Consider the following 25,181-nt stretch of genomic DNA (forward strand, 5'->3'; position numbering starts at 1 on the left):
ACCTCATTTTTTCGATGTCGAAACGCAGCGTCAAACCTTTCATTCCGGCACTTTCGCTTCTGTTCGCCCTTCTGGCGGGAAGCCTTATCATCGCCGCCACCGGCAGTGACCCGATCGAGGTATACCAGAAGATGCTCCGTTCGACCTTCACCTCCGGCTACGGCATCGGGCAGGTGCTCTTCCGGGCGACGACGCTGATTTTCACAGGCCTCGCCGTAGCGTTGCCGTTCAGAGTGAAACTCTTTAACATCGGCGGAGAGGGACAGCTTCTCATGGGCGCTTTCGCCGCCGCCCTCTGCGGCATCGCCCTCCCTGCCGGTACGCCCGCACTTGTCGCCGCGCCCGCTCTGATACTCGTGGCCAGCGCCGCTGGCGCCGGATGGGCGATGGTCGCTGGATGGTTGAAGGTACGGCGTGGCGTCAACGAGGTGATTTCAAGCATCATGCTGAACTTCATCGCCCTCGCGATCACCGGTTACCTGCTCACCAACCGCTTCGCCATTCCTTCGACCGTGCACACGCCCGCCATCGTCGCCGGTGGGTGGCTGCCCGATTTCGACACGCTCTTCGGCCTCGGCTGGCACTCCCCTGCCAACCTGTCGCTCTTCATTGCCCTCGCCATCACCGCCGGTGCTGCCGTGCTGCTCTACCGTTCCCGCTACGGCTACGACATGATCGCCTCAGGCCTGAACCCCCAGGCTGCGCGCCACGCCGGAATAGACACCGCCCGCCATACCCTCGGCGCAATGGCGATGGGGGGCGCAATGGCAGGCCTCGCCGCCTCGAACCTCGTGCTCGGCTACAAGCACTGGTTCGAGGCCGGGCTCTCCACCGGAGCCGGATTCATGGGCATCGCCGTCGCCCTGCTTGCTGGAACCAACCCCACCGGAATCATCATCGCTGCATTTCTTTTCGCCTGGCTCGACTACGGCGGCCTCGCGGTCAACACCCTCGTCCCCAAAGACATCTTCATGATGGTACAGGCGATCACCATCCTCTCCATCATCAGCATCCCTGCCCTCTTCAAAAACAGGCTAAAGGAAGATTAAGACCATGGATGTTTCTGAAAACAGGACAACTGGAAACATTCAGGATAACAATACTCGCCCGGGTCAGGACAAACACATAACTCTGCTTCTGTACATTCATCATTATGATTATTGCAGACTGGTGAAATCGTGACGAACCCTCTTTACTCTGAGCAGTTGAATTGATTATCTTGTTCTTACATTGGGCGCAGTTTTTTTATATGAACGCCCGGTTCCGGACGAAATAATTCATCGAAGAATATCTCTGAATACCATGGCTAAAAAATCTACCGCCAAAGAGGCTCCAGAAGTAACGCCCGAAAAAAAAACGGCTAAAAAAGCCGCTGCAAGCGCTGAAACCAAACCAAAATCTGCAAAATCTAAAACCGCAAAAATAGCTGCACCAGAAGAGCCTAAACACGCCAAAACTGCCAAGCCGCGCAAAAAAGCAAGCGCCAAGCCCATGGCTCCAGAAACCCCTGCCGCAAGCCCGGAGACAGTTGAAGAGCATATCCGGGTCGCCGCCTACTACCGCTGGGTCGAACGAGGCATGACCGATGGAGGACATGAAGAGGACTGGATTGCAGCCGAGAAACAGATTAAGGGATAATCACGTTCTCAAATCTGACAATGAAAAAAGCCATTCGTCGAATGGCTTTTTTATATTCAGGCTTTCTCCGTACTCGGCCGGAAGTTTCGTTTAACCCTCCGGCCGTTATTCAATGCCATCACCCATGAAGTTTTTCACCTCCATTATCGAAAGCATCAAGCTTCTTTTCGCGGGCATCTGGCTCGTCTTCAGAATCATCCTCGAATACTTCGGCATCATCAGCGACGGCAATGACCGCACCACCGGTATCAAGGACATGCGCGAAGAGTACAAAAAGGCAAACTACCGCTGAAGTTCAGGCGCAGTGGCATTCTGCCCCCCTGGTAATAAAAAAACGGTTCGCCAACTATGTTCTCGAGCCTCCTGATCGTTAATCATGCGTAGTCTCGACAGATCAAAAGAGTGCCGTAACAGCAGGTCGTCGATCTCAACCAATCATCCTCGCCTCCCTCCATACACTACAAACCGGAACCTCGCATACGCGCAACACACCTCGCCAAACCCGGCTTCTTCGAGCCATGCAAGTTGATCGGCAAGCGTTGCGTTCCTGTCGGCGCGCATTCTTTCTTTTGCGGCATGTATCGCTTCGGCTGTAGCTCCATTGGCGCTCACGTCGGAGAACCATTGGCTTTCGTAGCTTTCCTCATTTTCGGTCGTTGCCCCCAGCGCCTGATCGGCGTTGATGAAGGCGCCGCCGGGGCGCAGAGCGTGGAAAATCTTGCACAACAGTTCGCGCTTTGCCTCGTGTTCGAGGTGGTGGATCGAGAAGGCGAATATAACCAGATCGAACTCCGGCTCTTCGGCAAGTTCGAGGTGCTCCTGAACCGCGAAACTCACTCGCGGATTTCCGGCGAAGCGCTTTCTCGCCACCTCAAGCATTGCTTCCGAGATGTCCGTGAGATGAAACGTGGCGTTGGGATATGCCTGTGCTACCATCGCAGCGAAGAGGCCTGTGCCTGCGCCGAGATCAAGCACACGGAGCGAAAAGTCAGCCGGAAACGGAATCATCTGCATGGCCACGCCAGTCAGTGACCGTCACCTGGCCATTTGCAGGCGTTCTGTTTTTCAGGGCCAGAGTAACCGTCGAGACCATCCATGCCGCGAAAATGGCGAGCATGAACATCCCTTCGAGCCGATCAATCATGCCATCGACGAGCAGAATCACGGTCAGAAACGGGGCCAGAATCGCCACCGGTGCATCGCGTTTCAGCACCTCCGCGCCAACCGGAATACCTGAAATAAGCACCGTAATGCCGAGAACAAGCGAGATATTCACGATGTTGCTGCCGAGCGCGTCGCCGAGAGAGCTACGATTTTGCGGCAAGTCCGGAGTTGATCGCCACGGAAAGCTCCGGACTCGAGGTCGCAAACGCAGCAATCGTGACCGCGACTATCGAAGGCGAAATACGGAGCACTGATGCCACTCCCGCCGAACCTCTGACAAACAATTCTCCACCAATCGCGGCAAAGACAATACCAGCGAGCAAAAAAAGATAGTCACTCATATTTCATCCTCCCCCTGCCTGATCGGATCATGACAGGCAAAGGCAAGTACCGACAAACAACCCGGCGGTTAATTGGGGTTGCCGACAACGGTAATATCAACCGGCCGGCCAAACTGAACCATCGCGTTTGCCGATGGCTTCTGGGAAACAACCGTACCGGGTACCAGAAGGTCAGAGTTTTCATAACTGATCTTGCCCAACAATAGACCGTCTTTGACAATGACACTTCTTGCCTGATCGACCGACATGCCGAGCACGTCGGGCACGATGACAAGCCGCATACCTGTCGGCTCCTGCTCGAGTTTGCCGACAATGAACGACACCTGGCTGCCAGACTTGAGCACCACATCGGGCGGTATGGACTGGCTGAGCACCCTGCCGTCCTGATCGGCATCGGAAACAACCTGCGTCTGCACCTCGGCGACGACCATTCCAAGCCGTTCGAGTTCCGTGCGCGCTTCCGCTTCGGTACGGCCAACCAGATCCGGAACGGGATAGCTGGGCTTGTCCAGACGGTTAAGCACCAGAATGATGCTGCGTCCCGGCTTAACTATCGAACCGGGCTCAGGGACCTGATCGATGACCCGATCTGGCGGGACATCGGGCAAATAGCGCACATTATAACTCTTCATCGCGTTCAGACCAACCCTGCGCAATTCCCGTTTGGCGGCGTCATAGGTCATGTTCGTGACATTTGGAACCGTGGTCTGCGAGCCGCTTTCGGTATAGTACGGCAACAGGAAGCTATCGACGGCGACAATGGCGATAATCAGAAGGAACAGAAGAAATATCAGTACTTTTTTCATCTTGGCTGACCGGTCTGAAAATACTGGATTGGCGTTGGTTGAGTTCAATGCTGCCGTTTCATGACAAAATCGACAAGAAGCTGGAGTGAACGCTTGGCGTCACTTTCGGGAAAATGGGCAATCGATTCGAGCGCCTTGTCCGCAAAGCCTTCCGCAACTTCGGCGGCATAATCAAGCCCCCCCTTCCGGGTGACAAAGTCAATTACTTCGCCGCTCCTGACCGAACGCTTCCGGGAGCTTTTCAGAATCGACTTGATCTTGTTCTGCTCCGATTTGTCCGATTGACGAAGAGCGTAGATCAGCGGAAGAGTAATCTTGCGATCCTTGATATCGATGCCGAGCTGCTTGCCGGTTTTTTTGGAATCCCCGGTGTAGTCCAGCAGGTCATCCCTGATCTGGAAGGCCAGGCCGAGAAATTCGCCATAGCTCTTCAGGCTGGCGATCTCGTCTTCGGAGTCGGTGGAGCTGGCCGCGCCGATGGCGCACGAGGTGGCGATGAGCGAGCCTGTTTTGTCGGCAATGACACTCAGATAATCCTCCTCGGTGATGTCAAGGCTGCGAGTTTTCTGGATCTGGAGAATCTCCCCCTCGCTCATGCGGCGAACCGCCTCCGAGACCAAATGCAGCGACCGGTAATCCTTGTTTTCGAGGGAGTAGAGCAGACCCTTGGAGAGTAGATAGTCACCGATCAGCACCGATATCTTGTTTTTCCACAGAGCGTTGATCGAGGGAATCCCCCGGCGCATTTCGGCACCGTCCACCACATCGTCGTGGATCAGCGTGGCCGAATGCAGCAGCTCCACCATGATCGCGCCGCGATAGGTGACGTCGTGGACGCCGCCGCACACCTTGGCCGCAAGAATCACCAGCGTCGGCCTGATCTGCTTGCCCTGCTGCCGGAGCACATAGCGCGTGACCTTGTCAACCAGGCTGTTGCTTGAATGAAGCACCGTTTTGTAGCGCTCCTGGAACTGTTTCAGCTCTTCCGTAACAGAAAATGTTACCACATTAATATCCACAACCTGATCCTTTGTGCTTGGTGCACCGTCAAATGCCCGGCGCGATTGCGCTTACGTTCAAAACCGTGAGAAGTTATCGATATTTCCATGATTGAGCAAATCGGTATCCGTCACCCCTCCTTTACAGCTCTTTCCGGCGAAGCTTTACAGCTAAAAAACCATTTGCGCACAAGAACGATCTTTGTTACTATGAAACGGATTACCGGCTCTCAAGGCACCCAACGCCACACATTGCCCGGCATCCTCCTGAATTTTTCTCAAACCTTGGCCGCGCCTCGCAAAGCGACCCGGCACCGTACTTCGACATGAGCAACGAAAACGAACCAACCATACCGCCAGCGGACGGCAAAGGGACCGGCGCGGAAACCGGAAACGATCAAGAGCCAGCCTTTCCAACGGTACCCGAAAAAGAAGAACAGGAGGAGCTGAAAAACGAGAACAGTCTGGATTTTCCTGAAGACGATTTCAAGGCGCTGGAAAAAGCCCCTGGCGAAATAGCAGATTCAGCCCCCCAGGTTAAAACAGAAACGGCAGAGCCGGAAGGGGAGGCCGAACCGGAAGACGGCATGAGCTTCCTTGATCATCTCGAAGAGCTTCGCTGGAGGCTCATCTGGTCTCTTATCGCATTTGTTGTAGCGGCCATCGTTACCGCATTCTTTTCAGACTTTCTCGTCAACCAGGTACTCATCAGACCACTAAAAGAGAGTGGCCCGAACATTCATTTGCAGAACCTTGTGCCCTACGGCCAGATTTCGCTCTACCTGCAAGTGATTGTTTTTGCGGCATTTGTGCTCGCGTTCCCCTTTCTGGTCTGGCAGATATGGCAATTCGTCGAACCTGGCTTGCATGAAACCGAAAAAGCAGCCAGCCGTTTTATCATTTTCTTCATTTCGATCTGCTTCTTCTCGGGCATCGCTTTCGGTTACTTTGTCTTCCTGCCAATCTCACTGAAATTCTTTGCGGGATTCGGCTCCGAACTCATCGCCAACAACATCGCCATCCAGGACTACATCAGTTTCTTCATGGGCACCCTGCTGACAACCGGTCTGGTTTTCGAGCTGCCCTTCGTATCTTATGTGCTCTCGAAAATCGGTTTGCTAACCCCGGCCTTCATGCGCTTTTACCGTCGCCATGCGGTCGTAGCGCTGCTGATCATCGCCGCCATCGTCACGCCGTCAACCGATATGGTCACACAGGCAGTCATCGCCATTCCGATGATCGTGCTGTACGAAATCAGCATCTACATTTCAGCCGCTGTACAGAAAAAGCGCAACAAGAAGATGATGGAGGAGGGCGTTGCATGATCTGCGACGATGCCCGCCCGAACGTCGTGTTCGAAGCCATCGAAAGTTCATTGCTGAAAGGCAATCCGCTCGGCGATCCGGCCACGCGCCACGTGCCGGTTTACCTGCCGCCATCCTACAACGGAACAGAACGCTTTCCGGTAATCTATCTGCTTGCGGGATTCGCCTCGACGGGCATAAGCTTTCTGAACTATGGTTTTGGCCGTCAGACCCTGCCGGAGATGATCGACTCGATGATCCGGCGCGGCGAGATGCCGAAAACCATTGTCGTCATGCCGGACTGCATGACCCGCTACGGCGGATCGCAGTATGTCGATTCAACGGCCACCGGGCCTTACGAGACCTATCTGACCAGCGAGCTGATGCCGCACATTGACCGCAAATTCCGCACGCTCGCTCACGCGAGGCATCGGGCAGTCGTCGGCAAATCGTCGGGAGGATTCGGTGCGCTCCGGCTCGGCATGAGGCATCCGGAGCTGTTTGCGGCGGTGGGTTGCCACAGCGGCGACATGGATTTCGACCTCTGCTACCGCCCGAATTTTCCCGTCGCGGCGCGGATTCTCGAAAAATATGACGGCAGCGTCGCGGCCTTTTTCACCCGCTGGGAGTCACTCAGCAAAAAGCCACGCGGTGAGTTCGCCCTGCTCGAGCTGATGGCGATGGCCGCCTGCTACTCCCCCGATCCGTCGAAGCCCGCGCCCGGCAACATGCGACTCCCCTTCGAGCCGCGCACCTGCCAGCTCGTGCCGGAAATCTGGGAGCAATGGAAAAGCTTCGATCCGGTGACGATGCTTGAAGAGACGAAAAATCAGGACGCGCTCGGCTCGCTCCGCTTGCTCTTCCTCGACTGCGGGTCGCAAGACGAATACAATCTGCAATTTGGCCACCGGCGCTTTTCGGCGAGGGCCACCGAAATCGGCATAGCTCACCGTTACGAAGAGTTCCCCGACACCCACACCGATACCTCCTACCGATACCAGGTCTCACTGCCACTGCTGGCCAGGGCGATTTCAGAGTAAGACGATCTGCCTCACGACCTTCATCTGAAGACCCGCGAAAAACTCATCCAAATCGATTTCGAGGAAAACGCTGGAAAGGTCATTTTGCTACTCAACCACCGTGAGAAGGCTCTGGTATACCTGCTCGACCTGCGACCGCAACTCGTCGAGGGTGCCGTCGTTGAAAATTACGTAGTGCGCCCGCTCGACGAGCTTCTCCTGCGGCCACTGCGCCTGCATCCGCTTGCGAGCCTCCTCGCAAGCGAGACCTCGAGCGACGGCGCGAGCGAGCCGCAGGCCGTCGTTTGCCGCCACCACGATGATACGGTCGAGATCGCGATCCGCGCCCGCCTCGAACAGAATCGCCGCCTCCTTGCAGAGAATCCGTTTGCCTTCGCGTGCGCAACGCTTCACTTCGTTGACAAAGGCCTCCCTGACCTTCGGATGGATGAGCCGGTTGAGAGCGGCAAGCTTTTCCGGCTCGGAAAAGACAATCGCAGCAATGGCTTTACGGTCGATGAGAAGTTTGCCTGATGCATCGCGCGAGTAAACATCCGGGCCAAAAAGTTTTTCAATCCCCCTGATTACCTCGGGATCTTCAACTTGCAGTTCTTTGGCAATCCGGTCGGCCTCGAACAGTTCGCATCCCATTTCGGCAAGCATGGCGCAAACCGTACTCTTGCCGCTCCCGATGCCGCCGGTCACCCCGACGAGCAATGGCAGGCGCGCCTTCATTTACGGCTTTCTTGATCAAGATTGCGGCGCACCTCCAGCAGCACTTTGCGCCAAAGCTCGGGATTGCGAGAATAAGCGTCCAGCCGCGCGTCAAAGGTTTTCTGGTCGAGTTTGTGCCGGACGAACAGCGTATCGAGTCCCGCCGGAGTCAGGTCGGTCAAGGGGGCCGCATTACCCTTGTCCGTCACTCCGGAACGGGCAAGATAATCGGCATAAAACGCAGCGAAATGAAGGTCGTCTGCGCTGAGCTTATCCTGACGCTGCAAGCTGCAACCAGCCATGAGAAGCCCGAAAAGCGCAACGAAAAACAGACGCCGAAACAGCGCAAGTCCTTTCTGTATTGATGTAAAATTGAGATTCAACTGTCGCAAATTATTTTTTGCCCGCTGAAACTAACAAGGTCAGGAGCCGGGTTAAAGGGTTACTTCCTAACGTAGCCTGCATAACCATAAAAATCAATAGTCACATGGCATATCAGCAACCTGCACTCCCCTACGCCGATAACGCGCTCGAACCGCATATCTCTGCCAATACCATCGGCTTTCACTACGGCAAGCACCATGCGGCCTACGTCAAAAACTACAACGGTTTCGTCGAAGGCACGCCATATGACGCCATGAGTCTCGAAGAGGTGATCATCCAGACGGCAAGTGACGCCTCGAAGACTGGCATATTCAACAATGGCGCGCAGGCATGGAACCACAGCTTCTACTGGAACTGCCTCACTCCGAACGGCGGCGGCGAGCCAACCGGCGAAATCGCCACGAAAATCACCGAAGATTTCGGCAGCGTTGACAAGTTCAAAGAGGAGCTGAAAAACGCCGCTGCAACCCAGTTCGGTAGCGGCTGGGCCTGGCTGGTGCTCGATGGCGGCAAGCTCAAGGTAACCAAAACCGGCAACGCCCAGAACCCGATGACCTCCGGCCAGACCCCGCTGCTCTGCATCGACGTCTGGGAACACGCCTACTACCTCGATTACCAGAACCGCCGCCCCGACCACGTGGCCGCCGTGATCGAAAACCTGATCAACTGGGAGTTCATCAACGCTAATTACGCTGCGGCGAAATAAGCCTGCCGGGTAAAATCTACAACGAAAGGCTCCGTTTTCCGGGGCCTTTCTTGTTTTTCGTCAAATGCTGATGGAAGCTATGGATCGAATAATGAACTGTTCTCCCCGCATTCAATTCATAAGCCTTTTTAAAGCCACGGCAACCGCTCCACTTCGTCGAGATTGACCGTCTTCGCCCTGGCTGGCCATTTAAATGTGATGTTAAAATCGGGCGGATTGATGACCCGTTCATCATAAACCACCTTCAGACTGCGTGACCCTTCCGGATCATCTTCTCGATAGAGGATCATGTCGATCTCTCTCGGCACCCTCAACTCCGCGCCGTTCTTGTCCACCTGAGACTGATAGGCGGCGAACCGGAATTCGACACTTTTGCGACCTGACTGATCGAAATAGACAAGTCCGGTAAGCTCTCTGGTCAGCGGATCGACCACCAGCTCTTTCGTGCCGTTGCCGGACTTCACGGTGAAGCTGACCCGACCGCTTCCCTTCCTGACCGATTCGATGTTTTTGGCCGGCTCAGGCACATCGGCAATACCGAACAGTGTTTCGATCATCCTGCCAAACCCGGCGTTAACCCCGATGATCTTGCCCATATTTTCGCCGTTGTTGCGTCCCACAAGCATCCGGTTGTTCAGCATGTCATTCACGAAGAGCGAGTCGGGACGAATCAGAAGATCGGCCACCGGCCATCCGAGAATACCGGCAGTAACGATCATGCGGGCATCCCTCGATTTCTGTATCTGAACCGTACAGTAAGCCTTCGCTTTGCGCTTCGGTGTTTCCAGGTAGAGATCTGCATATCCATCCAGCGCCCTGACGGTGCTGGCATTCGATGCCACCTCCTCATACAGCCCCGTCATTTCCGGTGTCAACGCCACCCTGTCACCGAGCACGCCAGGCTCTCTGGTTACGGTCTTGAATTGCGAGCATCCGGCTATGACCAGAAAGGCGGTCAGGCCCATCCATTTCATCACTGGTTTTATCCACAGCACTCCATTATTCATCATTACTCCTCTGTCAGACGTTAACATCATAGCTCAATCCATCCGAACCACTCTTCCCGTTGAATCTGAATCCCGGTCAAGGTTGATAGCTCCGAAATGTTATTTTAATTAAATCATTTCTCTGTCAAAACATGAAACCGGGAGTTTTCGATCCATGCACTCACTCTACCTCAAACCAAAAGAACACCGGCGGCTGGTCAGCGGCCACCTGTGGGTTTTCAGCAACGAGCTTCGGGAGGTGCCGCGTGACATTGCCGCCGGAGAAACCGTTCAGCTCTTCACCCACGACGGACGTCTGCTCGGCGCGGGGTTCTTCAACCCCCAGTCGCTGATCGCCTTTCGCCTTCTGACGAGGGGCGAAGAGCAGCCTGACCGCGACTTTTTCCGACGCAAACTGCTCGAAGCGCTGAAGCTGCGCGAAAAAATCTACCCCGAAAGCGAAACCAACGCCTGGCGGCTCGTCCATGGCGAGTCGGATGGACTACCGGGGCTGGTGATCGATCGCTTCGACCGAGCCTTCGTGCTGCAATCATTTTCCGCCGGTATCGACCAGCACCTGCCGCTTTTCTGCGAACTGCTCCGGGAACTGTTCGATCCTAAAGCGATCGTGGTGAGAAACGAGTCGCCGCTCAGGGAGCTTGAGGGGCTGCCGCTCTACCGCGAAACCGTGCTCGGCGAAAGCAGCGACATGCATCAGGAGATCCGGGACAGCGGCATCAGCTACCGGGTCAACATCCTTGAAGGCCAGAAAACCGGTTTTTTCCTCGACCAGCGCGAAAACCGGCGGCACATCCGGAAATACGCCGCCGGCGCGGATGTACTTGACGTGTATACGAATGATGGAGGATTCGCGCTCAACGCCATGCATGCAGGTGCAAAATCAACCACCATGGTCGATATTTCCCAGGAGGCGTTACAACGCGCCGAGCAGAACGCCCGAACGAACGGGTTCGGAAACTTCTCGATCGTGGCTGCAGATGCATTTGAGACTCTTGGACAGCTCAGGCATGAAAACCACACTTTCGATCTGGTGATCCTTGATCCACCAAGCTTCACCAAAAGCCGCAAAACCGTGCCGACAGCCCTGAAAGCCTACACGAAGCTCAATCGTCTCGGTTTGCAGCTCGTCAGGAATGAGGGATATCTGGCGACAGCCTCCTGCTCGCACCATGTTTCCGAAGAGGATTTCCTCGCGGCCATTCACCTTGGAGCAATGCAGGCGGGCAAACATCTGCGACTTATCAGCCGCGCCGCACAACCGCCGGACCATCCGGTGCTGCTCGCGATGCCCGAAACGAGCTATCTCAAATTTGCCTGTTTCTATGTGACAAACCTGTAGCTAACCTAAAAAAAGCGACTTAAACATTTATCTATAGACAAAATCTGTGACATGACCCATATAAAGCGGGAGTAGTCCCGTAAAGAATTTTCGTCATTTCAACGAAAAAAAAATTATGAAATTTCAGCAAAACCCACAAAAAAAGGCGGAAATACGTCACCGACTCAATAAAGTGAAGACAATTCACAAAAAAAAATGATTTCCGTATTGCAAATTCACTTTGCTTATCTATATTTGCTCTGAGTAAACTATGTAATTGACGCCCGTTAATTCACATAGTTTACATGTGCAGCATGATGTAAAGGGGTACGTCATGCTGCTTTTTTTATATGCTCCTGCCATTTTTACGTCACGAACGCTTTTATCATATCATACACGTCCTGCCATGAAGCGGCTCTCAGCTCTTCGATATGCCGGTTTGTGCTGTTTCCGAAACAGATGGTAAAAAGTCCTCTGCCTCGTAACTGCGCCACATTTTCCGGCGAGTCCTCGATGTAGATGTCTGCACCAACCTGCGTCTTCTCTTTTACAAAGCAGAGATCCCAGTATGGAATACCGTGACTATCGAGCCAGTTGACCGTCTGCTGCACTGCCGTAGCATGAAAATAGTGGATAAAAAGCCGATGCGTAATGATGCGGATGCGGAAACCTTCATCCGAGAGCTGGCGCAGATATTTTCGCGCACCAGGAATCGCCTCCATGCTGCTGAACAGCTCTCGCTGAGTCACGGCAAAACGGTGCAGACTGTCGTATTGGCTCGGGTTCGTGATACCCCATTCGGAAAGCCCCCAGGAGACCTCTTCAGGAAGCTCATCAATCGGTCTTTCAAACCATTCAGAGGCAATCTGCCTCATGCGCCCGTAAAAATCGGCGCAAACCCCGTCGAGATCAACGCCAATAACGATACTGTTTTTTGACATGGTCGTGTTTTTTGCAAACCAGCGGGTGCCCACGTCGTATAGGACTTACACGACTTATAGGAAAAGACAGGGAAAACAATTCAGCTGGCGCCCAAGGCCAACCATTCATGATTTTTTCTTCAGAACGCCCGGTCAAACGCTCGACGGTATTTCATCGTAATTTCATGCTCTTCGCCGAGAAACCGGAAAATGGCGATACAGGCCTTGCGTGAACCATCGTCGTCGTAATAGCGGTTTGTCCGCAGAACCGAGATGAAATGTTCGAGCGCACTGTCCATATCTCCCTTCCGCAGGCTTTCGACAGCCTCACCATAAGCCTCGCGGCCCTCCCCATCCGGAAAGGCTGATGCGGGACGAACAAGCAACGCACCGAGAGTCCGGACAGACTCGCTCAGATCAGCGTAATCCGGCTCTGCTTCGAGCGTCTCGGCAAGTCTGAGCGCCTCTTCTGGACGTGAAAACAGAATCAGCCGGGCCAGCATGGCGGCAGCGTCCCTGTTCTCCGGCTCTTTGGCCAAAACTCCCTCGAGCAGCGTGATTGCCACTGCGTCGTTGCCTGCGGCCATCTCGGCAGCTGCACGCGCCACCTCCTCGGCCCAGGGACTTGGCAACGCTTTGGCGAGCCACTGTTCAATCTGGTATTCCGGAAGAGCTCCGGTGAATTCGTCGATAACCACACCGTTTGAAAACAGCTTCACATTGGGAATACTCCTGATGCCATATTGCGCCGAAATCTCGGGAAACTCTTCGGTATTGACCTTCACGAGCACCCATTTTCCGGCATGACGCTCAGCAAGTTTCTCAAGCACTGGAGCGAGAATGCGGCAAGGCCCGCACCACTGCGCCCAGAAATCCACAAGAACCGGAACGGTTTTGCTTCGCTCGATGACATCGTTCTGAAAATCAAAAGGGATACGGCTCTGCATTAATCGTGTAGTTTTATCATTAGATTCCGGCCATGTGCATTTGTGCCGGAAAAAGTCAAAAAAACCAACTGCGTTCTAATAAAACACTTTTCAGGTTTAAAAAAACGTTCTGATGAAACTCGTACCTGAAAACCCTGCAAAAAAGTTCAGTACTCTCCAGGAAAAAAGGCTGATCCATGAAAATCAGCCGTGCTGCTTGAGTTCGGTAGAGACTTTCCTCAGATAATCAGAAGCCTCTTCGAGATGTCTGAGCGCCTGGCGGATTTCGTAATCGTCATCAGCATCGACTCTGGCACGTTCAAGACGTTTCCGGGCATCCTCAATGGCATCAGAGGCAAGCTGAAGGGTTGAATGGACAGACATATGGCTCCTCTCCTTCTCATTGAGTGGTCAGAATGAAAACCCCTTAATCTTTTGTAATGTAATAAAAGAGATCCCGTGTCATACAACTGAACGCCTTGCACCTCGCCCTTCGAAACGTGACTCTTTCCCTGCAAAACAAAACTCTGAACCGAATCCGGATGTTCTATCTGTATAGTCCACACAGCTCTCAATCTTTCCGATAACGACTTATGAAAAAACCATTTCAGGCGTTTTTACTGTTTTCTCTGTTTATTGCGCCATCGATCGTAAAAGCAGACCGCTCTTCTACCGGAAAAATCGAAGTTCTCATCGACAACGTGCGAAGCACTGATGGTATTGTCGACGTGGCGCTGTTCAGCACAAAAAAGGGATTCCCTGATAAAAGCGCGCTGGCTATTGAAGGGCGGAGCATCCCTGCAGAAAAGTGCTGCAAGGTGATCTTCGAGAATGTTCCGTATGGCGCTTACGCCATCAGCGTGCTTCACGATGAAAACGGCAACGGCAAAATGGACAAGGGCTTGTTCGGCATCCCGAAAGAGGGATTCGGCACCTCAAACAACCCCGAAATCAAAATGGGACCACCCTCTTTTTCCGACTCGCGCTTCGATCTCAAGAGCAAAGAAATAACGCTGCACATCGACATGAAGTACCTTCGCAAACCCGAAAACCAGAATCAGCGATAATCGTGCAATTGATGTTGAGAAGTGTAAAATTCTGTGCACTCATGTAGTTTTCAGATTATTTCCTGCACTATTGTACCATTTACACCACATCAGCCACTCAGCAGTAAAACAATAACCTATTATTTCAGAATAGCTTGCCAAAAATTCTCCCCTATGGCACAGTTATTGCTTTAATAGATACAGAGACTACTGTTATCATATCATAAAACAGGACAAATTATGACCAATTTCAACACCATACATGGCGAACTTCGCGGCGTTGAGTTCAGAACCCTCTATTCAAACGGCAAAACCGATGGTTGCCTTGTCAAGGAAGAGAACATTCTCAACACCCCATACGGCGAATTGATCCCGCAGTTCGAGACCGAGGATATGGGGCGCCGTCAGCTCAAGCCATTCTATTTTTATAAAAGTGGCTCAATCAAGTCGGTGCCACTGCAATCGCAAACGCTTATCCGCACACCGGTTGGTGGCATTCCCGCCGAACTGGTCACCTTTTACGAATCGGGCGCTCTCAAACGGATATTCCCGCTCGATGGCAAGCTCAGCGGCTTCTGGACTGCCAAAAACGAGTTTGCACTTGCCGAGGAGATCACCGTCGAGTCGCCACTTGGCAGTCTTCGGGCCAAGTTCATCGCCATACAATTCTACGAGAGTGGTGCGCTGAAAAGCCTCACCTTGTGGCCCGGCGAGTTTTTGACCCTCTCAACACCTGCGGGGCAGATCAGGGTTCGTACTGGTATCGCCTTCTACGAAAACGGCGCGATCCGTTCGCTCGAACCGGCGGGCGTGGTGAAGGTCGAAACACCAGCCGGCACGATGACCGCTTACGACAACGATCCTCAGGGTGTCCATGGTGACCTCAATTCGCTGGAGTTCAATCTGGACGGCGTAGTCATGGCGCTCAAAACGGTATCGGAAGAGGTCGTGATTACCGACCAGCTTGGCGAAGAGCACCTGTTCCGTCCGTGGCTCAAGGACAACCCGTGCGGCGCGGAGCGAAAGGTGGTGGTGCCGCTGAAGGTGCGCTTCAGCGAAGGCAGAATCATCATTGACGACCGTCACGAGTCGTTCAACATGGCGCAGTGCCGGGTGGAGATCAGGCCGTTCGACCGCAAAGCTGGTGATCCTGCCTATTCCTGCGCAGGCTGAAATGAACAGTTTCGATGATCATGCGGGCGGCGTGACTACCGGCAACCCAGCCGGTGGAGAATGCCGCTTGCAGATTGAAGCCGCCAACCTCGCCCGCGTAATCGAGCAGTTCGCCGCAGCAGTAGAGTCTCGGGTGAATTTTGGACTGCATGGTTTTCGGATCGATTTCCCTCAGCGAAACACCGCCCGCCGACACCTCCGCCCGGTCGAGCGGCACTTTGTGCACTGCACCAAGTGCGAGCCGCTTCAGCGTCGAAACAAGGCATTGCCTCTGCGCTTTCGTCAGGCCGCTCATCGTCACCTCCCGGTCGATTCCCGCCTGCCGCATGATTTCGTCGGCGAAGGCGTTGGGAATCGTTTCCGCGTTTGACGAGGCAACAGGCGCATCGAGGCGCTCCGGCGCGAGCGGGCAGCGCTGCAAAAAGGTGCGAACCTGGCGCGAGCCATGACGGGCCGCCTGATCGAGAATGAAGGCCGAGAGCTTGCCCTCGTCGTGACCGGGAAAGAGATCGACAAAAATCGTGACCTTTTTGCCGGATGCGAGAAAACCGGCCGCCGAGCGCGAAAGCGAAAGACACGCCGGCCCCGAAATTCCCCGATGGCTGATGAGCACATCGCCCCGGCGTGAGTCGGACGCACCATCCACGCTCGCCACGAGCAAGATGTTACGCAAGGTGATCCCCACGAGTTCCGGCCTCGGCGGCACCGTGAAATAGTTCGGCGCAAGCGCAGGCAACACTGGCGTAATTGTGTGGCCAACGGCAACGGCCAGCCGGTTGCCATCGCCCGTCGTTCCGGCGGAACCCCACGAAGCGCCGCCCGTCGCCAGAATCGCCGCATCGGCCTCAAACCGCCGCTCCCCCGCACGGGCGACGAAGCCCGCCGCGCCGCACTCCAGCCGCTCCACCCTCGCGCCGGTGACGAGCGTGACGGCGCTCTCTTCTACCATGCGCCGCAAGAGGTCGAGCACCTCGCCCGCCCTGCCAGAAACCGGAAACACCCGGCCATCCTCCCGCACCTCGGTTTTCAGGCCGTAGCGCCCGAACAACTTCAGCAGATCGGCGTTGCTGAACATGTGAATGGCATGGCGCAGAAACCGCCGCTCGCCTTTGTTGAGGAATCCCTTTTCAAGCAGGCTTTTTACGTCAGCATCGTGCGTGAGGTTGCAGTGCCCGCCGCCGGAGATGGCGATCTTGTTGCCCGGTTTGGGGTTGCGTTCAAGCAACACAATGCGCAGGCGCTCATCAGCAACGCCATGCTCGCGAGCAACTCGCCTGGCGGCAATAGCGGCAAGCATCCCGGAGGCGCCGGCTCCAGCAATGAGAAGTGTTGACGTTGTGTGGCTCATTTGAGACTTTGCATGGTTTCAAGAATGGAAAAACTTTCCGTTCTTCTTTCTCTTCAATTCATAATTCCTTATTCGTCCTTCGTAGCCACGCGCATTCCTGGTTCCAGTTCGTTCGGGGGATGCGTCACGACCTTTTCGCCTTCGCGGAGGCCTCCAAGCACTTCGGCCATGTCGGCGCCTCTCATGCCGATTTTGATTTTGCGCACTTTGGCGCGGCCTGCGTCGATGACGAACACCTCCCAGCCACCGTCACCTCTGAAGAGGGCGCTCACCGGCACGCGGAGCACGCGGTCAGCTTTGCTCGTCACGATCTTCGCCTGAATGCGGAAGTTGTCGCCCAAGCGCGGTTCGGGCTTTTCGAGCATGGCAATGATATTGACCCGCTTCTCCTCGATGCCAAGCGCGGAGACCTTGGTGAAAGCAGCCGGTTCGATTCGCTTCACCACTCCAGGGAGCGCTCCCCCGCCACCCCAATCCTCGATCCAGACGCGGTCTCCCGGCCTGACCCGCACGGCGTCCGACGAAAGCACGTCGATCACCACTTCGAGCAGCCCCGGATTGCCAATCTCCACCAGAGGCGTTCCGGCGGGCACGAAGCGCTCGTTCTTTTCGATGATGCGCAGCACCTTGCCATCGACCGGCGAGCGGACATCCACCGCCTTGCTCGCGACTCCGGCGTCGATTCGAGCCTCCGCCGCCGTGGCCTGCATTCGCGCCGCCCGGACGGCCGCCGCTGCCGCGCGCGCCTCCTTTTCGAGCACCGAAGCCGCTTCGGTGGCCAGCTCGCTGCTCTCCTTCGAGACCGCGCCTTCGCTGTAGAGTCGCTCGTAGCGCCCCGCTTTCAGGCGGGCCTGGGCGAGCCGCACCGAGGTTTCGTGCTGCCGCGCCAGCGCTTCGTTGACCGACGCCGAGGCAGAACCGGCCTGCGCCGCCGATTCGCGGTACTCCAGCGCATTCTGCTCAGGTGGCAGAATCGCGGCCACTGTCATGCCCGCCCGGACGCTGTCGCCCTCGACCAGTTTGCTCCGCAACACCTTGCCGTTGACCGGAGACGAAACGGTGAAACGGTCGATCACCCTCGTGATTCCCTCGTCTTCGACGGAGACCTCCAGCGGCCCGTAACTCGCCACGCCCGCATCGACGGGCAACGGCGCAGGCCGAAGCACGAGAAACAGCAGAATAGCCACGGCGATTGAAGAAATGGCGACAATGCGCTGTGTTTTACTGAAAGGTTTCATATCACTCTCTTGTTTTCAGAACAGCGATCAGGTCGAGCTTCACGATTTTTCTGCCGACAAGTGCTCCCGTTACGACCGCAACCGTAACCATAACCGTAAATGCAAAAAGAAAGTTGGCCGGTGTGAAGACCAGCGGTAAACGGTAAAGTTCGGAGCTGAGCGCCTTGGCCAAGAGCGTCGAAAGAATGATGCCAAACAGAAAACCGAGCGGAATAGCCGCAATGCAGAAAACCGCCTGCTCGCCAAGCAGGATCACCGCGATCTCGCGCTTCGTCATACCGAGCACGCGCAGGCTCGACAGCTCCCGCGCTCGCTCCGAAAGTGTGATACGAGCGCCGTTGTAGATCATCGCGAAGGCCAGCACGCAGGCGAACGAGGTCAGGATGAAGGTCGAGGTGTTCATGCTTTTGGCGATCATTTCGCTGAAGCTTTTTTTCAGCGCCTGCAACATCATGATTCCGGCCACTCCCGGCGTGTGCTTGAAGCGGTCATTCAGCTGCGCGCTTTTCGAGGCGTCGATCTTCAGCACCCCTGCGCTCAAGGCACCGCCGTCTCCGGCCAGCCGGTTCAGCTCGTCGAGGCGCAGGTAGGCCGACATGCCGAGAATTTCGTCGATGGTTCCGGCCACCGGCACCTCAACGGAGCGGCGCGCGCCCTGCAGAAAATCGACATGCAGCACGTCGCCGGGCTTGACGCCGAGCAGGTCGGCGAGCGTTGTGGTCAGCAGCAATCCTTGGTGCGGCAAGTGCTGCGGGCGATCATGGCTGTCGATGAGCCGCTGCAGGCCGTCGGTCTTCTGCAATCCCTTCAGCGTCTGCCGCCTCGAACGGTAGCCATTGGTCAGCTTCACCGGCTCCTCGCGGTAGTACTCCGCTTCGAGCACCCCCTTCATCGAAGCGAAGCTGTTGGCGACCGAGGGAGGCATGGCGTCGTTGAAAATCACGGTGACATCCTCCCTGTGGCGCGAGCCGAACTCCACCTCGCTCATGCGCTCGACCGAATCGAAGGTGTAGCGCCCGGCCACGAGAATGGCCACCGCGAGCGAGATCATGGTGACAGAAAGCGCCGACTTGAACGGATGACGCTCGATGTTGCGCAGGATGATGCGCACCGGCGTGGACAGTTTGTGCGCGATTGGAGACTTGTCGAACAATCCGGGACGATAGACCGGCGGCGACTCCGGACGCATCGCCTCGGCGGGCGGCAGTTTCACGGCGCGACGTGCCGCCGCCAGCGCCCCGCCGACCGCCGCTCCGAAGCTCAGGAGTACCGCGCCGAGCGCGTTCTCCATGCGGAAAACGTAGAGCAGTCGCGGAAAATTGTACACGTCACCGTAAAGCCGCAACAGCGCTGAGCCGAGCCACGCGCCAAGTCCCGTGCCGAGCAGCACCCCCGCGACGGTCGGCGCGAGTGCGAAGCCGAGCACGTGCAACCCCACCGCCTCATCGTCATACCCGTTCGCCTTGAGCACGGCGATCTGCTCGCGCTGCGTGCTCACCAGCCGCTGGAGCACGATGTTGAGCAGGAACACCGCGACGGCGAGAAAGATGGTCGGCAGAACGGTGATCTCCATGCCGAGAATGCGGATTTCGTCGCCGATAAAGCGGTTGGAGAGCTGCTGGTCGCGCCCGTACGCGCCGAGCGAACCGTAACGGGAAAACATCCGGTCGAGCTGGCGGATCACCTCTTTTTCCGACGCGCCGTGCGTGAGCGTCAGCGACAGATCGTTGAACGCGCCGGTCATGTCGAGCGCCGAAGCGAGCGCCTTGTGGCTCATCCAGAACACCCCGAAGCGGCGATTGTCGGGGAAAAACGCCCCCGGCTGCACCTCGTAAATGTACTCCGGCGAGAGGCCGACGCCCACGATCAGCAGCCGCTTCCAGCGCCCGTTGATCACCGCGCCGATGTGGTCGCCGGGTTTCAGCCGGTTCGCCTTCATGAAGGGCTTGCTGACAATCACCTCCTCCGGCCTCGACGGGTCGAGCATCCGCCCTTCCGCGATGAAGACGCCGTTCAGCGCCGGTTCGCCCCGGTCGGGCAGCGAGACGAGCTGCGCCGTCGCGGGTTCGTCGAGGCCGGGCACGTCGAGGGTCACATTGGTCACGATGCGCGGCGCGACGATCGCCACGCCCGGAATACGCCGCACCGCTTCGAGTGTGAACTCTGGCGCGCGCTTGAGTTGCACGAAAAGATCAGCGAACCGGAAGCGGCTGTAGTAGTCGGCCCGTGTCATTTCGAGTGAATACTTCACGTTACTCATCGACACAAACATGGCGATGCCGCACGCCACCACCGCGGTGACGGCCAGCATTTGCCCCTTCATGTGCAGAAGATCGCGAAGCAATTTCCGGTTAAGCTGCCTCATGAGCCATCGTGTGAAGATTCAGCGCAAAAACACCTTTTCTGAAAGTTATTAACAAACGGCTTGCAAAAAACCGCTTTCCGTTCAGTGATGAATGAACTGACAAAATCAGCCCGGAAACAGACGCCCCTCTGTTGTCAAATAATTTTACGGGCTACATGACACTGATCTCTTACGGCTGGACAAACCGGATGGTAAAATGTAACTTTCAAAATGTTCGATGGAAGTTTCCGGAAACCATTCCAAGGAGGAAAATCCAATGACGAAAGACGAAAAACAAAAGCTTTACACGGTTCGCTGGTATGTACGCGAACGGTGGGCAGATGCAAATTCACAGCGAGACGTTCTTGAACTTCTCACAGAACTTCTTGATCCTGAATCTGCTCCTGATGTCAGGCCATCGGTTTCAGCCGGCGGTCAGCACCTTCTCTGGTGCCCCTTCGCGGAAACAGATTTTGCTCCGGCGGTTTCACGCGGCAGCTATGCGACAGGTTATCCGAAAGGCGCGGTCGTCCACTTCACTGCCGGGCGGCGGAATGGCCTCAAACCGGCGATGAAATACCAGACCGAGCAGGGGTATCTCTATTTCGTTATCGACAAGGATGGCAATATCGGCCAGAATTTCCCGCTCGACTCATGGGGATACCACGCCGGAAAAAGCAGTTATCCGGGCCTGAATGGCACGGTAAGCGATGAGCTGGTTGGAATAGAAATCGAGTGCGCCGGTCTGTTGACCAAAGAGGGATCAACCTATAAAACCTGGTATCAAACGGCAGTCGCCGAGGAAGAGGTTCGATACATCAAGACCAAAACCGACAACCAGCAAGCGGGTTATTACGAAAAATACACACAAGAGCAAGAAGAAGCCTTGACGCGTCTGTTGCTCTGGCTCCATAAAAACAACCCGGATGTATTCAGTCTGGACTTTGTGGTTGGTCACGATGAGGTCAGCCCAGGAAGAAAAAATGACCCCGGCGGCTCTCTTTCCATGTCGATGCCAAAGTATCGGGAATTCCTGAAACAGCAAGCGGGGTAGATTATTTCCTCAGCAGGTTAAAAGGCTCAAACAGGAGAGGCTGTTTCTGATTGGCTTGGGAGACAGCCTCTCCTGTTTTCTCCCGCAATCGGACAAGACACAAAAACAGGGCCATACATTTCCAGGCTTCCCGATAATTATGTATCTTCAGTGCTACCACTTGTAAGGTACCTGAAAAAACAGTGCATTCGCGCTATCAGAAAACACAAGCTCAAGCTCTTCTACCTGAAATCTTCATTCCCATCGAGAAGTGTAATTAACAAGCAGTTCTGATCCGATAGCTATACAACAGAATTACGGTTTCGCTCATCCCGTTGCAGAACTGTAAGTATTTTTACTTTAGATACTTATACATTAAACGTCATTTCGGATTTCCTTATTTCGTCTCTGTCTTTCGATGCTTTTTTCCTTGACCCAACCGGAATTCGCCTGAATATTCTGACCAAAAACCATTTATCAAGGAGGTTATCATGACACAGCCAACGGAACCCGCCCAAGCAGACAGGCAATCCAACACACCTGCAAGCGGCTCCCCGAAACCGAAACCCCAAATTACAGCCAGCAGCCCAAAGCCAAAACCGAATGTTGCAGGCAGACCCTCAAATGCCCAGATCGGCGGTGCGAGACTCGCACCTTTTGACGCCTACACGCGCTCCGGCATCGTCACAGGCAAAGCAAAAGCAGCATCCGAAAATAGGGACTTGAGATCAAGGCCAGTCGCAAAAACCAGAATGATAAACATCTTCCCTAGCGGCACTCCGAAGCGTTAAGTGAAGATTGTGATAGATGCCGATAGTTGTGAGATAATGAGATCGACAACGTAATGCTATAAAATTTTAACCCCTGAGCGGACACTGGAAATTGGTGAAAGCTCAGGGGGTAAAGTGTTTGTTCTGCCTGATGTTACTGATCGAATAGGAACGATTCCGGAAAGCGTTACTAACGCACTTGGTTTTTACCAATGTCGCACACCCCACCAATATCTTAAAACTGAATCATGGCTCAATACCCATCTTTTTAATTAGTGTCGCGTCACCACAAAACTGTCTCATCAAAAATTACAAAAACTGATTAATCTCTTTATTTTTATAGGCTTATAAGCAGGCCCGCATCCTCTCTCCGCAAGTTTATCCGTCAATATAGCGGAGACGTGACATTAGGTTCTTCGCAGAATTTCGTGGGTGGCATGAAGGATGCTCACATGACCATCCCTGATGAACAAGTTTAACAGTTCGGTCAAAGACATTTATAAGTCATCATATGATAAAGCGTTAAGGTGATTTATCCTTTGACCGGACAGTCTTTGCAGAGTGCATTCGTTTTGGCCGTGCCTCAGTCGATTGACCCATATTCACCATTTACCCACGGTAATCTGAGAAGAACCCGTGGTGTAGTGTGAAAGCAAAGACATTTTATCAACAAAGTTGAACATTGAAGATTATTATTATCTTCACCCCAACCGCACTACGCAATACCTCTCCGGCTGGTGGAAATCCGGCGCCCCCTCTCCACGCCACCATGGAAATAGTCCGTAACGCCCATCTCCGAGGCTGACGGCGCATTGCAATCGGAGCGTATCGTCGTGGATAAACGGCTCCAGCAGGGCGTATGAAAGCTCTATGCCGAAGCCTTTTTCGCTGGCGAAGGGCGTTGCCTGGCTGCGCCAGAGTTCCTCCGACGGAATTTCGTGCCCGGCGGTTCGCTGGCGTGGGGCGTCGAAGCGGATGGCGAGCCAGTGGCCTTCCGGCGTCACCTCGAATTCGAGATACTGCCCGCTTCCGCCGCCTTGGCCGATGAACAGCTCGGAGACGTTGTGCTCCCACAAACGATCAACGAACGCTCCCACCGGAGCATCGGGATGCAATGAAAACGCCACACCCGATTCGTCGCGCGTCGTCCAGCGGATGAAGGGCCGATCCGGCGCTTTTCGCGCCTCGTCGAGCGGAATGAGCTGGCCGACTTCGACGGCGATGCCAGCCGGAAACACGGCGTCACGGCAGAAGTAGTCGAGCGCTTCACCTTGCAGCAAGACGCGCGGAAAGGCGTCATCGCAAGCATCCGGGAAGGGCAACAGGCCTGTCCAGCCATAACCGGGGCGCGAAGGCTCGGGCGTCGAGGCGATGCCACAGGCGTCGAGCAGCGCTGTTTGGAACAGTCCGGCGCACTGGAGTTCGAGCTCCAGCGTCGCACCCAACTTCTCGCGCGCTTCGGTGCGCATGGCGGCACAAAGATTCAGCACATCGGCAGCCTTCGCCCCGCCAGTGTTGAAAATGAAGTTGGCATGGTGGTCGCTCACCTGCGCCCCGCCTTCTCGGCGACCCCGAAAGCCGAGAGCGTCGAAAATCTGCCCGCTCGGGCGGCCCGCATCGTAGCTGTTTTTGAACGTAGAACCGCAGCTTGGAAAATCGAACTGGTGCTTCGCGTCGCGGTCGTCGCCGTACTCCTGCATCCGCTTGCCGATAGCTTCGGGCTCATCGTGCTCAGCAAATTCAAGCATCGCGCCAACCACGATCTCCGGGCTTTGCATCAGGCGGGTCTCCTTGTAGCCGAGGAACACCTCGTCAGCACGACGCCAGCGAACCGCGCCATCCAGCCCAACCGTCACGACGCTTCTGGCCACGGCGGAAATCTCGCGTCCGTAGCAGCGCCCGTTCATGCGCACCGTCGCGCCGATGGTTCCCGGCAGGCGGTAAAGCCACTCCCCGCCACACCGGCCCGCCTCCTGAAGCACGATAGCCGCGTCGGTGTTCTCAACCCCTGCCTCGCAGAAAAACAGCTCGTCGGAGACCTGAAACATGCGATTCATCGCATCAAGAACGATGACCACGCCGGGGAATTCCTCATCCGAAAAGAGCATGTTGCTCCCCTTTCCAGCGATAATGACCGGCAGGCCAAGCTGACGGCAGCGGTCAAGCACCAAAGCGAGCTCCCCAACACTCCGGGGATGAACGATCCAGCGAGCCTCCCCGCCGATACCGTAGTAACCGACGGTTGACAGCGGCATCCGCTCATCGAAAGGACAGGGAAAAATCGGCTCGGTCATAAATAAATGATCTGAGAGGCTTGTTTCAGTCAGTGCTCTTGTCAAAAGGTTGAAATATAGGCGACATGGCGCTATCCCTGAAAAAAAGCACGAAAAAGAGGACGCTTGACAATGTCGGGCAAAATGAAGCAGATCATGGACAGGAACAGCGCAGGAGGCAACTGCTGCCATTCCGGCGCTGAAAACCTGAAAAGTTCGCGCACAAAAGGCACCCCAATCACGATACACAGAAAGAACAGCGTCCCGCCAGTGACCCACCAGAGCGCCTTGTTGGGGGTCTTCATCGACCGGAACATGCTCTCGTTCCAAGAGCGGTTGGAAAAGATGAGACCGAGGTTACCAATCACGATACCGGTGAACGCGATCATCCGCGATTCACCCTCGCCATAGCCGTTCAGGGTCATCAGGGCGTAAACGGCCAGCACAGCCAGAAAAATCGACAGGCCCTGCACCAGCGAGCGGACAAGCACCTTCCGGCCAAGAAGCGCTTCGTCAAGCCTGCGGGGCGGCCGTTTCATAACTCCCGCCTCTTCGCGCTCCATCTCGAAAACGATGCTGCACGATGGATCGATGATCAGCTCCAGAAAAAGAATGTGCGCCGGCAACAGCGCCAGCGGCCAGTCCAGAAGCGCCGGGATCAGCGACATACCGGCAATCGGCAGATGCACCGAGAGGATGAATGCCATCGCT

27 protein-coding genes are annotated in these 25,181 nt (G+C 55.3%); 11 read left to right on the plus strand and 16 right to left on the minus strand.

The annotated features are described in order from the left end of the window. The first annotated feature begins 14 nt into the window (after nucleotides 1-14). The 3 genes from AYT24_RS05440 to AYT24_RS10385 all read left to right on the plus strand — a co-directional run bounded on the left by AYT24_RS05440 (nucleotide 15) and on the right by AYT24_RS10385 (nucleotide 1,930). Nucleotides 15-1,049, plus strand: a complete 1,035-nt coding sequence (locus tag AYT24_RS05440) for an ABC transporter permease (RefSeq protein ID WP_010932871.1) — start codon at nucleotides 15-17, stop codon at nucleotides 1,047-1,049. A gap of 253 nt (nucleotides 1,050-1,302) precedes the next feature. Continuing rightward, on the plus strand, nucleotides 1,303-1,638 hold the full coding sequence (locus AYT24_RS05445) for a DUF2934 domain-containing protein (protein ID WP_010932873.1): 336 nt from the start codon (nucleotides 1,303-1,305) through the stop codon (nucleotides 1,636-1,638). Between the two features lie 124 nt (nucleotides 1,639-1,762). Beyond that, complete coding sequence (locus tag AYT24_RS10385) at nucleotides 1,763-1,930, plus strand: hypothetical protein (protein WP_165439258.1); 168 nt, start codon at nucleotides 1,763-1,765, stop codon at nucleotides 1,928-1,930. 143 nt (nucleotides 1,931-2,073) lie between these two features. Here the strand turns inward: AYT24_RS10385 and AYT24_RS05450 are convergent, their stop codons facing one another. The 5 genes from AYT24_RS05450 to AYT24_RS05465 form a co-directional block, all read right to left on the minus strand. Beyond that, complete coding sequence (locus tag AYT24_RS05450) at nucleotides 2,074-2,652, minus strand: class I SAM-dependent methyltransferase (RefSeq protein WP_164927242.1); 579 nt, start codon at nucleotides 2,650-2,652, stop codon at nucleotides 2,074-2,076. After that, on the minus strand, nucleotides 2,627-2,962 hold the full coding sequence (locus AYT24_RS10625) for a hypothetical protein (protein ID WP_264357641.1): 336 nt from the start codon (nucleotides 2,960-2,962) through the stop codon (nucleotides 2,627-2,629). Before AYT24_RS10625 ends, AYT24_RS05450 begins: the two co-directional genes overlap by 26 nt. After that, nucleotides 2,946-3,143 (minus strand): hypothetical protein, encoded by a 198-nt coding sequence (locus AYT24_RS10630; protein ID WP_264357642.1) that lies wholly within the window; start codon nucleotides 3,141-3,143, stop codon nucleotides 2,946-2,948. Before AYT24_RS10630 ends, AYT24_RS10625 begins: the two co-directional genes overlap by 17 nt. A gap of 68 nt (nucleotides 3,144-3,211) precedes the next feature. Beyond that, complete coding sequence (locus AYT24_RS05460; protein ID WP_010932876.1) at nucleotides 3,212-3,949, minus strand: PASTA domain-containing protein; 738 nt, start codon at nucleotides 3,947-3,949, stop codon at nucleotides 3,212-3,214. A 44-nt stretch (nucleotides 3,950-3,993) separates the two neighbouring features. Further along, a complete protein-coding gene (locus AYT24_RS05465; RefSeq protein ID WP_010932877.1) occupies nucleotides 3,994-4,968 on the minus strand; it encodes a polyprenyl synthetase family protein in 975 nt (324 codons plus the stop codon). A gap of 87 nt (nucleotides 4,969-5,055) precedes the next feature. Here AYT24_RS05465 and AYT24_RS05470 point away from each other — a divergent pair, with 87 nt between their 5' ends. From AYT24_RS05470 to AYT24_RS05480, 3 genes are read left to right on the plus strand one after another with little or no spacing between them, the layout of a single operon-like run. After that, on the plus strand, nucleotides 5,056-5,277 hold the full coding sequence (locus tag AYT24_RS05470) for a hypothetical protein (RefSeq protein ID WP_164927001.1): 222 nt from the start codon (nucleotides 5,056-5,058) through the stop codon (nucleotides 5,275-5,277). Further along, nucleotides 5,274-6,272, plus strand: coding sequence for a twin-arginine translocase subunit TatC (gene tatC / locus AYT24_RS05475; RefSeq protein WP_164927002.1), 999 nt, complete (start codon nucleotides 5,274-5,276; stop codon nucleotides 6,270-6,272). Before AYT24_RS05470 ends, tatC begins: the two co-directional genes overlap by 4 nt. Then, nucleotides 6,269-7,291, plus strand: coding sequence for an alpha/beta hydrolase (locus tag AYT24_RS05480; protein WP_010932879.1), 1,023 nt, complete (start codon nucleotides 6,269-6,271; stop codon nucleotides 7,289-7,291). Before tatC ends, AYT24_RS05480 begins: the two co-directional genes overlap by 4 nt. Before the next feature lie 87 nt (nucleotides 7,292-7,378). On the opposite strand, the gene coaE is transcribed toward AYT24_RS05480, so the two are convergent. Together coaE and AYT24_RS05490 are read right to left on the minus strand one after the other, a co-directional pair. Further along, the gene (coaE, locus tag AYT24_RS05485) at nucleotides 7,379-8,005 is read right to left on the minus strand and encodes a dephospho-CoA kinase (RefSeq protein ID WP_010932880.1); all 627 of its coding nucleotides are present in this window, start codon (nucleotides 8,003-8,005) and stop codon (nucleotides 7,379-7,381) included. Continuing rightward, nucleotides 8,002-8,286 carry a hypothetical protein gene (locus tag AYT24_RS05490; RefSeq protein WP_164927003.1) on the minus strand — a complete coding sequence of 95 codons (285 nt, stop codon included), beginning with the start codon at nucleotides 8,284-8,286 and terminating at the stop codon, nucleotides 8,002-8,004. Before AYT24_RS05490 ends, coaE begins: the two co-directional genes overlap by 4 nt. 185 nt (nucleotides 8,287-8,471) lie before the next feature. Here AYT24_RS05490 and AYT24_RS05495 point away from each other — a divergent pair, with 185 nt between their 5' ends. Next, nucleotides 8,472-9,074: a superoxide dismutase gene (locus tag AYT24_RS05495; RefSeq protein WP_010932882.1), complete on the plus strand. Its 603-nt coding sequence runs from the start codon at nucleotides 8,472-8,474 to the stop codon at nucleotides 9,072-9,074. Between the two features lie 128 nt (nucleotides 9,075-9,202). Here AYT24_RS05495 and AYT24_RS05500 read toward each other — a convergent pair whose 3' ends face one another. Continuing rightward, entirely contained in the window at nucleotides 9,203-10,048 is an 846-nt protein-coding gene (locus AYT24_RS05500) for a DUF4292 domain-containing protein (protein WP_226986766.1), read from the minus strand. Nucleotides 10,049-10,235: 187 nt separating this feature from the next. Here AYT24_RS05500 and AYT24_RS05505 point away from each other — a divergent pair, with 187 nt between their 5' ends. Next, nucleotides 10,236-11,420, plus strand: a complete 1,185-nt coding sequence (locus tag AYT24_RS05505; protein WP_010932884.1) for a class I SAM-dependent rRNA methyltransferase — start codon at nucleotides 10,236-10,238, stop codon at nucleotides 11,418-11,420. Between the two features lie 344 nt (nucleotides 11,421-11,764). Here AYT24_RS05505 and AYT24_RS05510 read toward each other — a convergent pair whose 3' ends face one another. The 3 genes from AYT24_RS05510 to AYT24_RS05520 all read right to left on the minus strand — a co-directional run bounded on the left by AYT24_RS05510 (nucleotide 11,765) and on the right by AYT24_RS05520 (nucleotide 13,629). Next, nucleotides 11,765-12,340: a 5' nucleotidase, NT5C type gene (locus AYT24_RS05510; RefSeq protein ID WP_164927004.1), complete on the minus strand. Its 576-nt coding sequence runs from the start codon at nucleotides 12,338-12,340 to the stop codon at nucleotides 11,765-11,767. A gap of 119 nt (nucleotides 12,341-12,459) precedes the next feature. Beyond that, a complete protein-coding gene (gene trxA, locus AYT24_RS05515) occupies nucleotides 12,460-13,266 on the minus strand; it encodes a thioredoxin (protein WP_010932886.1) in 807 nt (268 codons plus the stop codon). A 183-nt stretch (nucleotides 13,267-13,449) separates the two neighbouring features. After that, entirely contained in the window at nucleotides 13,450-13,629 is a 180-nt protein-coding gene (locus AYT24_RS05520) for a hypothetical protein (protein WP_010932888.1), read from the minus strand. 209 nt (nucleotides 13,630-13,838) lie between these two features. Here AYT24_RS05520 and AYT24_RS05525 point away from each other — a divergent pair, with 209 nt between their 5' ends. Both AYT24_RS05525 and AYT24_RS05530 read left to right on the plus strand, forming a co-directional pair. Beyond that, nucleotides 13,839-14,312, plus strand: coding sequence for a DUF2141 domain-containing protein (locus tag AYT24_RS05525; protein ID WP_010932889.1), 474 nt, complete (start codon nucleotides 13,839-13,841; stop codon nucleotides 14,310-14,312). A gap of 219 nt (nucleotides 14,313-14,531) precedes the next feature. After that, nucleotides 14,532-15,464, plus strand: a complete 933-nt coding sequence (locus tag AYT24_RS05530) for a hypothetical protein (protein ID WP_010932890.1) — start codon at nucleotides 14,532-14,534, stop codon at nucleotides 15,462-15,464. Here the strand turns inward: AYT24_RS05530 and AYT24_RS05535 are convergent. The 3 genes from AYT24_RS05535 to AYT24_RS05545 all read right to left on the minus strand — a co-directional run bounded on the left by AYT24_RS05535 (nucleotide 15,412) and on the right by AYT24_RS05545 (nucleotide 20,415). Then, nucleotides 15,412-16,812 (minus strand): NAD(P)/FAD-dependent oxidoreductase, encoded by a 1,401-nt coding sequence (locus tag AYT24_RS05535; RefSeq protein ID WP_010932891.1) that lies wholly within the window; start codon nucleotides 16,810-16,812, stop codon nucleotides 15,412-15,414. The genes AYT24_RS05530 and AYT24_RS05535 overlap by 53 nt on opposite strands. Before the next feature lie 68 nt (nucleotides 16,813-16,880). Next, on the minus strand, nucleotides 16,881-18,050 hold the full coding sequence (locus tag AYT24_RS05540; protein ID WP_010932892.1) for an efflux RND transporter periplasmic adaptor subunit: 1,170 nt from the start codon (nucleotides 18,048-18,050) through the stop codon (nucleotides 16,881-16,883). Between the two features lies 1 nt (nucleotide 18,051). Then, nucleotides 18,052-20,415, minus strand: coding sequence for an ABC transporter permease (locus AYT24_RS05545; RefSeq protein ID WP_010932893.1), 2,364 nt, complete (start codon nucleotides 20,413-20,415; stop codon nucleotides 18,052-18,054). A gap of 256 nt (nucleotides 20,416-20,671) precedes the next feature. Between AYT24_RS05545 and AYT24_RS05550 the strand changes: the two genes are divergently transcribed. Continuing rightward, nucleotides 20,672-21,448: an N-acetylmuramoyl-L-alanine amidase gene (locus tag AYT24_RS05550; protein ID WP_010932896.1), complete on the plus strand. Its 777-nt coding sequence runs from the start codon at nucleotides 20,672-20,674 to the stop codon at nucleotides 21,446-21,448. Between the two features lie 1,450 nt (nucleotides 21,449-22,898). Here AYT24_RS05550 and murB read toward each other — a convergent pair. Both murB and AYT24_RS10500 read right to left on the minus strand, forming a co-directional pair. Beyond that, a complete protein-coding gene (gene murB, locus AYT24_RS05555) occupies nucleotides 22,899-24,491 on the minus strand; it encodes a UDP-N-acetylmuramate dehydrogenase (protein ID WP_010932899.1) in 1,593 nt (530 codons plus the stop codon). 71 nt (nucleotides 24,492-24,562) lie between these two features. Next, the gene (locus tag AYT24_RS10500; RefSeq protein ID WP_226986767.1) at nucleotides 24,563-25,177 is read right to left on the minus strand and encodes a cation transporting ATPase C-terminal domain-containing protein; all 615 of its coding nucleotides are present in this window, start codon (nucleotides 25,175-25,177) and stop codon (nucleotides 24,563-24,565) included. Between the last annotated feature and the right edge of the window lie 4 nt (nucleotides 25,178-25,181).

Source organism: Chlorobaculum tepidum TLS (genome assembly GCF_000006985.1).
Classification (GTDB): domain Bacteria; phylum Bacteroidota; class Chlorobiia; order Chlorobiales; family Chlorobiaceae; genus Chlorobaculum; species Chlorobaculum tepidum.

Excerpts from the sequence above, each read along its gene's own strand:
- AYT24_RS05460 (WP_010932876.1), bottom strand. The coding sequence starts at position 3,949 with ATGAAAAAAGTACTGATATTTCTTCTGTTCCTTCTGATTATCGCCATT.
- AYT24_RS05540 (WP_010932892.1), bottom strand. The coding sequence starts at position 18,050 with ATGAAACCTTTCAGTAAAACACAGCGCATTGTCGCCATTTCTTCAATC.
- AYT24_RS10385 (WP_165439258.1), top strand. The coding sequence starts at position 1,763 with ATGAAGTTTTTCACCTCCATTATCGAAAGCATCAAGCTTCTTTTCGCG.
- AYT24_RS05470 (WP_164927001.1), top strand. The coding sequence starts at position 5,056 with ATGATTGAGCAAATCGGTATCCGTCACCCCTCCTTTACAGCTCTTTCC.
- AYT24_RS05550 (WP_010932896.1), top strand. The coding sequence starts at position 20,672 with ATGACGAAAGACGAAAAACAAAAGCTTTACACGGTTCGCTGGTATGTA.
- AYT24_RS10630 (WP_264357642.1), bottom strand. The coding sequence starts at position 3,143 with ATGAGTGACTATCTTTTTTTGCTCGCTGGTATTGTCTTTGCCGCGATT.
- AYT24_RS05440 (WP_010932871.1), top strand. The coding sequence starts at position 15 with ATGTCGAAACGCAGCGTCAAACCTTTCATTCCGGCACTTTCGCTTCTG.
- AYT24_RS10500 (WP_226986767.1), bottom strand. The coding sequence starts at position 25,177 with ATGGCATTCATCCTCTCGGTGCATCTGCCGATTGCCGGTATGTCGCTG.
- AYT24_RS05505 (WP_010932884.1), top strand. The coding sequence starts at position 10,236 with ATGCACTCACTCTACCTCAAACCAAAAGAACACCGGCGGCTGGTCAGC.
- trxA (WP_010932886.1), bottom strand. The coding sequence starts at position 13,266 with ATGCAGAGCCGTATCCCTTTTGATTTTCAGAACGATGTCATCGAGCGA.
- AYT24_RS05450 (WP_164927242.1), bottom strand. The coding sequence starts at position 2,652 with ATGCAGATGATTCCGTTTCCGGCTGACTTTTCGCTCCGTGTGCTTGAT.
- coaE (WP_010932880.1), bottom strand. The coding sequence starts at position 8,005 with ATGAAGGCGCGCCTGCCATTGCTCGTCGGGGTGACCGGCGGCATCGGG.
- tatC (WP_164927002.1), top strand. The coding sequence starts at position 5,274 with ATGAGCAACGAAAACGAACCAACCATACCGCCAGCGGACGGCAAAGGG.
- murB (WP_010932899.1), bottom strand. The coding sequence starts at position 24,491 with ATGACCGAGCCGATTTTTCCCTGTCCTTTCGATGAGCGGATGCCGCTG.
- AYT24_RS05510 (WP_164927004.1), bottom strand. The coding sequence starts at position 12,340 with ATGTCAAAAAACAGTATCGTTATTGGCGTTGATCTCGACGGGGTTTGC.
- AYT24_RS05495 (WP_010932882.1), top strand. The coding sequence starts at position 8,472 with ATGGCATATCAGCAACCTGCACTCCCCTACGCCGATAACGCGCTCGAA.
- AYT24_RS05480 (WP_010932879.1), top strand. The coding sequence starts at position 6,269 with ATGATCTGCGACGATGCCCGCCCGAACGTCGTGTTCGAAGCCATCGAA.
- AYT24_RS05490 (WP_164927003.1), bottom strand. The coding sequence starts at position 8,286 with ATGGCTGGTTGCAGCTTGCAGCGTCAGGATAAGCTCAGCGCAGACGAC.
- AYT24_RS05500 (WP_226986766.1), bottom strand. The coding sequence starts at position 10,048 with ATGAAATGGATGGGCCTGACCGCCTTTCTGGTCATAGCCGGATGCTCG.
- AYT24_RS05545 (WP_010932893.1), bottom strand. The coding sequence starts at position 20,415 with ATGAGGCAGCTTAACCGGAAATTGCTTCGCGATCTTCTGCACATGAAG.
- AYT24_RS05535 (WP_010932891.1), bottom strand. The coding sequence starts at position 16,812 with ATGAGCCACACAACGTCAACACTTCTCATTGCTGGAGCCGGCGCCTCC.
- AYT24_RS05445 (WP_010932873.1), top strand. The coding sequence starts at position 1,303 with ATGGCTAAAAAATCTACCGCCAAAGAGGCTCCAGAAGTAACGCCCGAA.
- AYT24_RS05525 (WP_010932889.1), top strand. The coding sequence starts at position 13,839 with ATGAAAAAACCATTTCAGGCGTTTTTACTGTTTTCTCTGTTTATTGCG.
- AYT24_RS05520 (WP_010932888.1), bottom strand. The coding sequence starts at position 13,629 with ATGTCTGTCCATTCAACCCTTCAGCTTGCCTCTGATGCCATTGAGGAT.
- AYT24_RS05530 (WP_010932890.1), top strand. The coding sequence starts at position 14,532 with ATGACCAATTTCAACACCATACATGGCGAACTTCGCGGCGTTGAGTTC.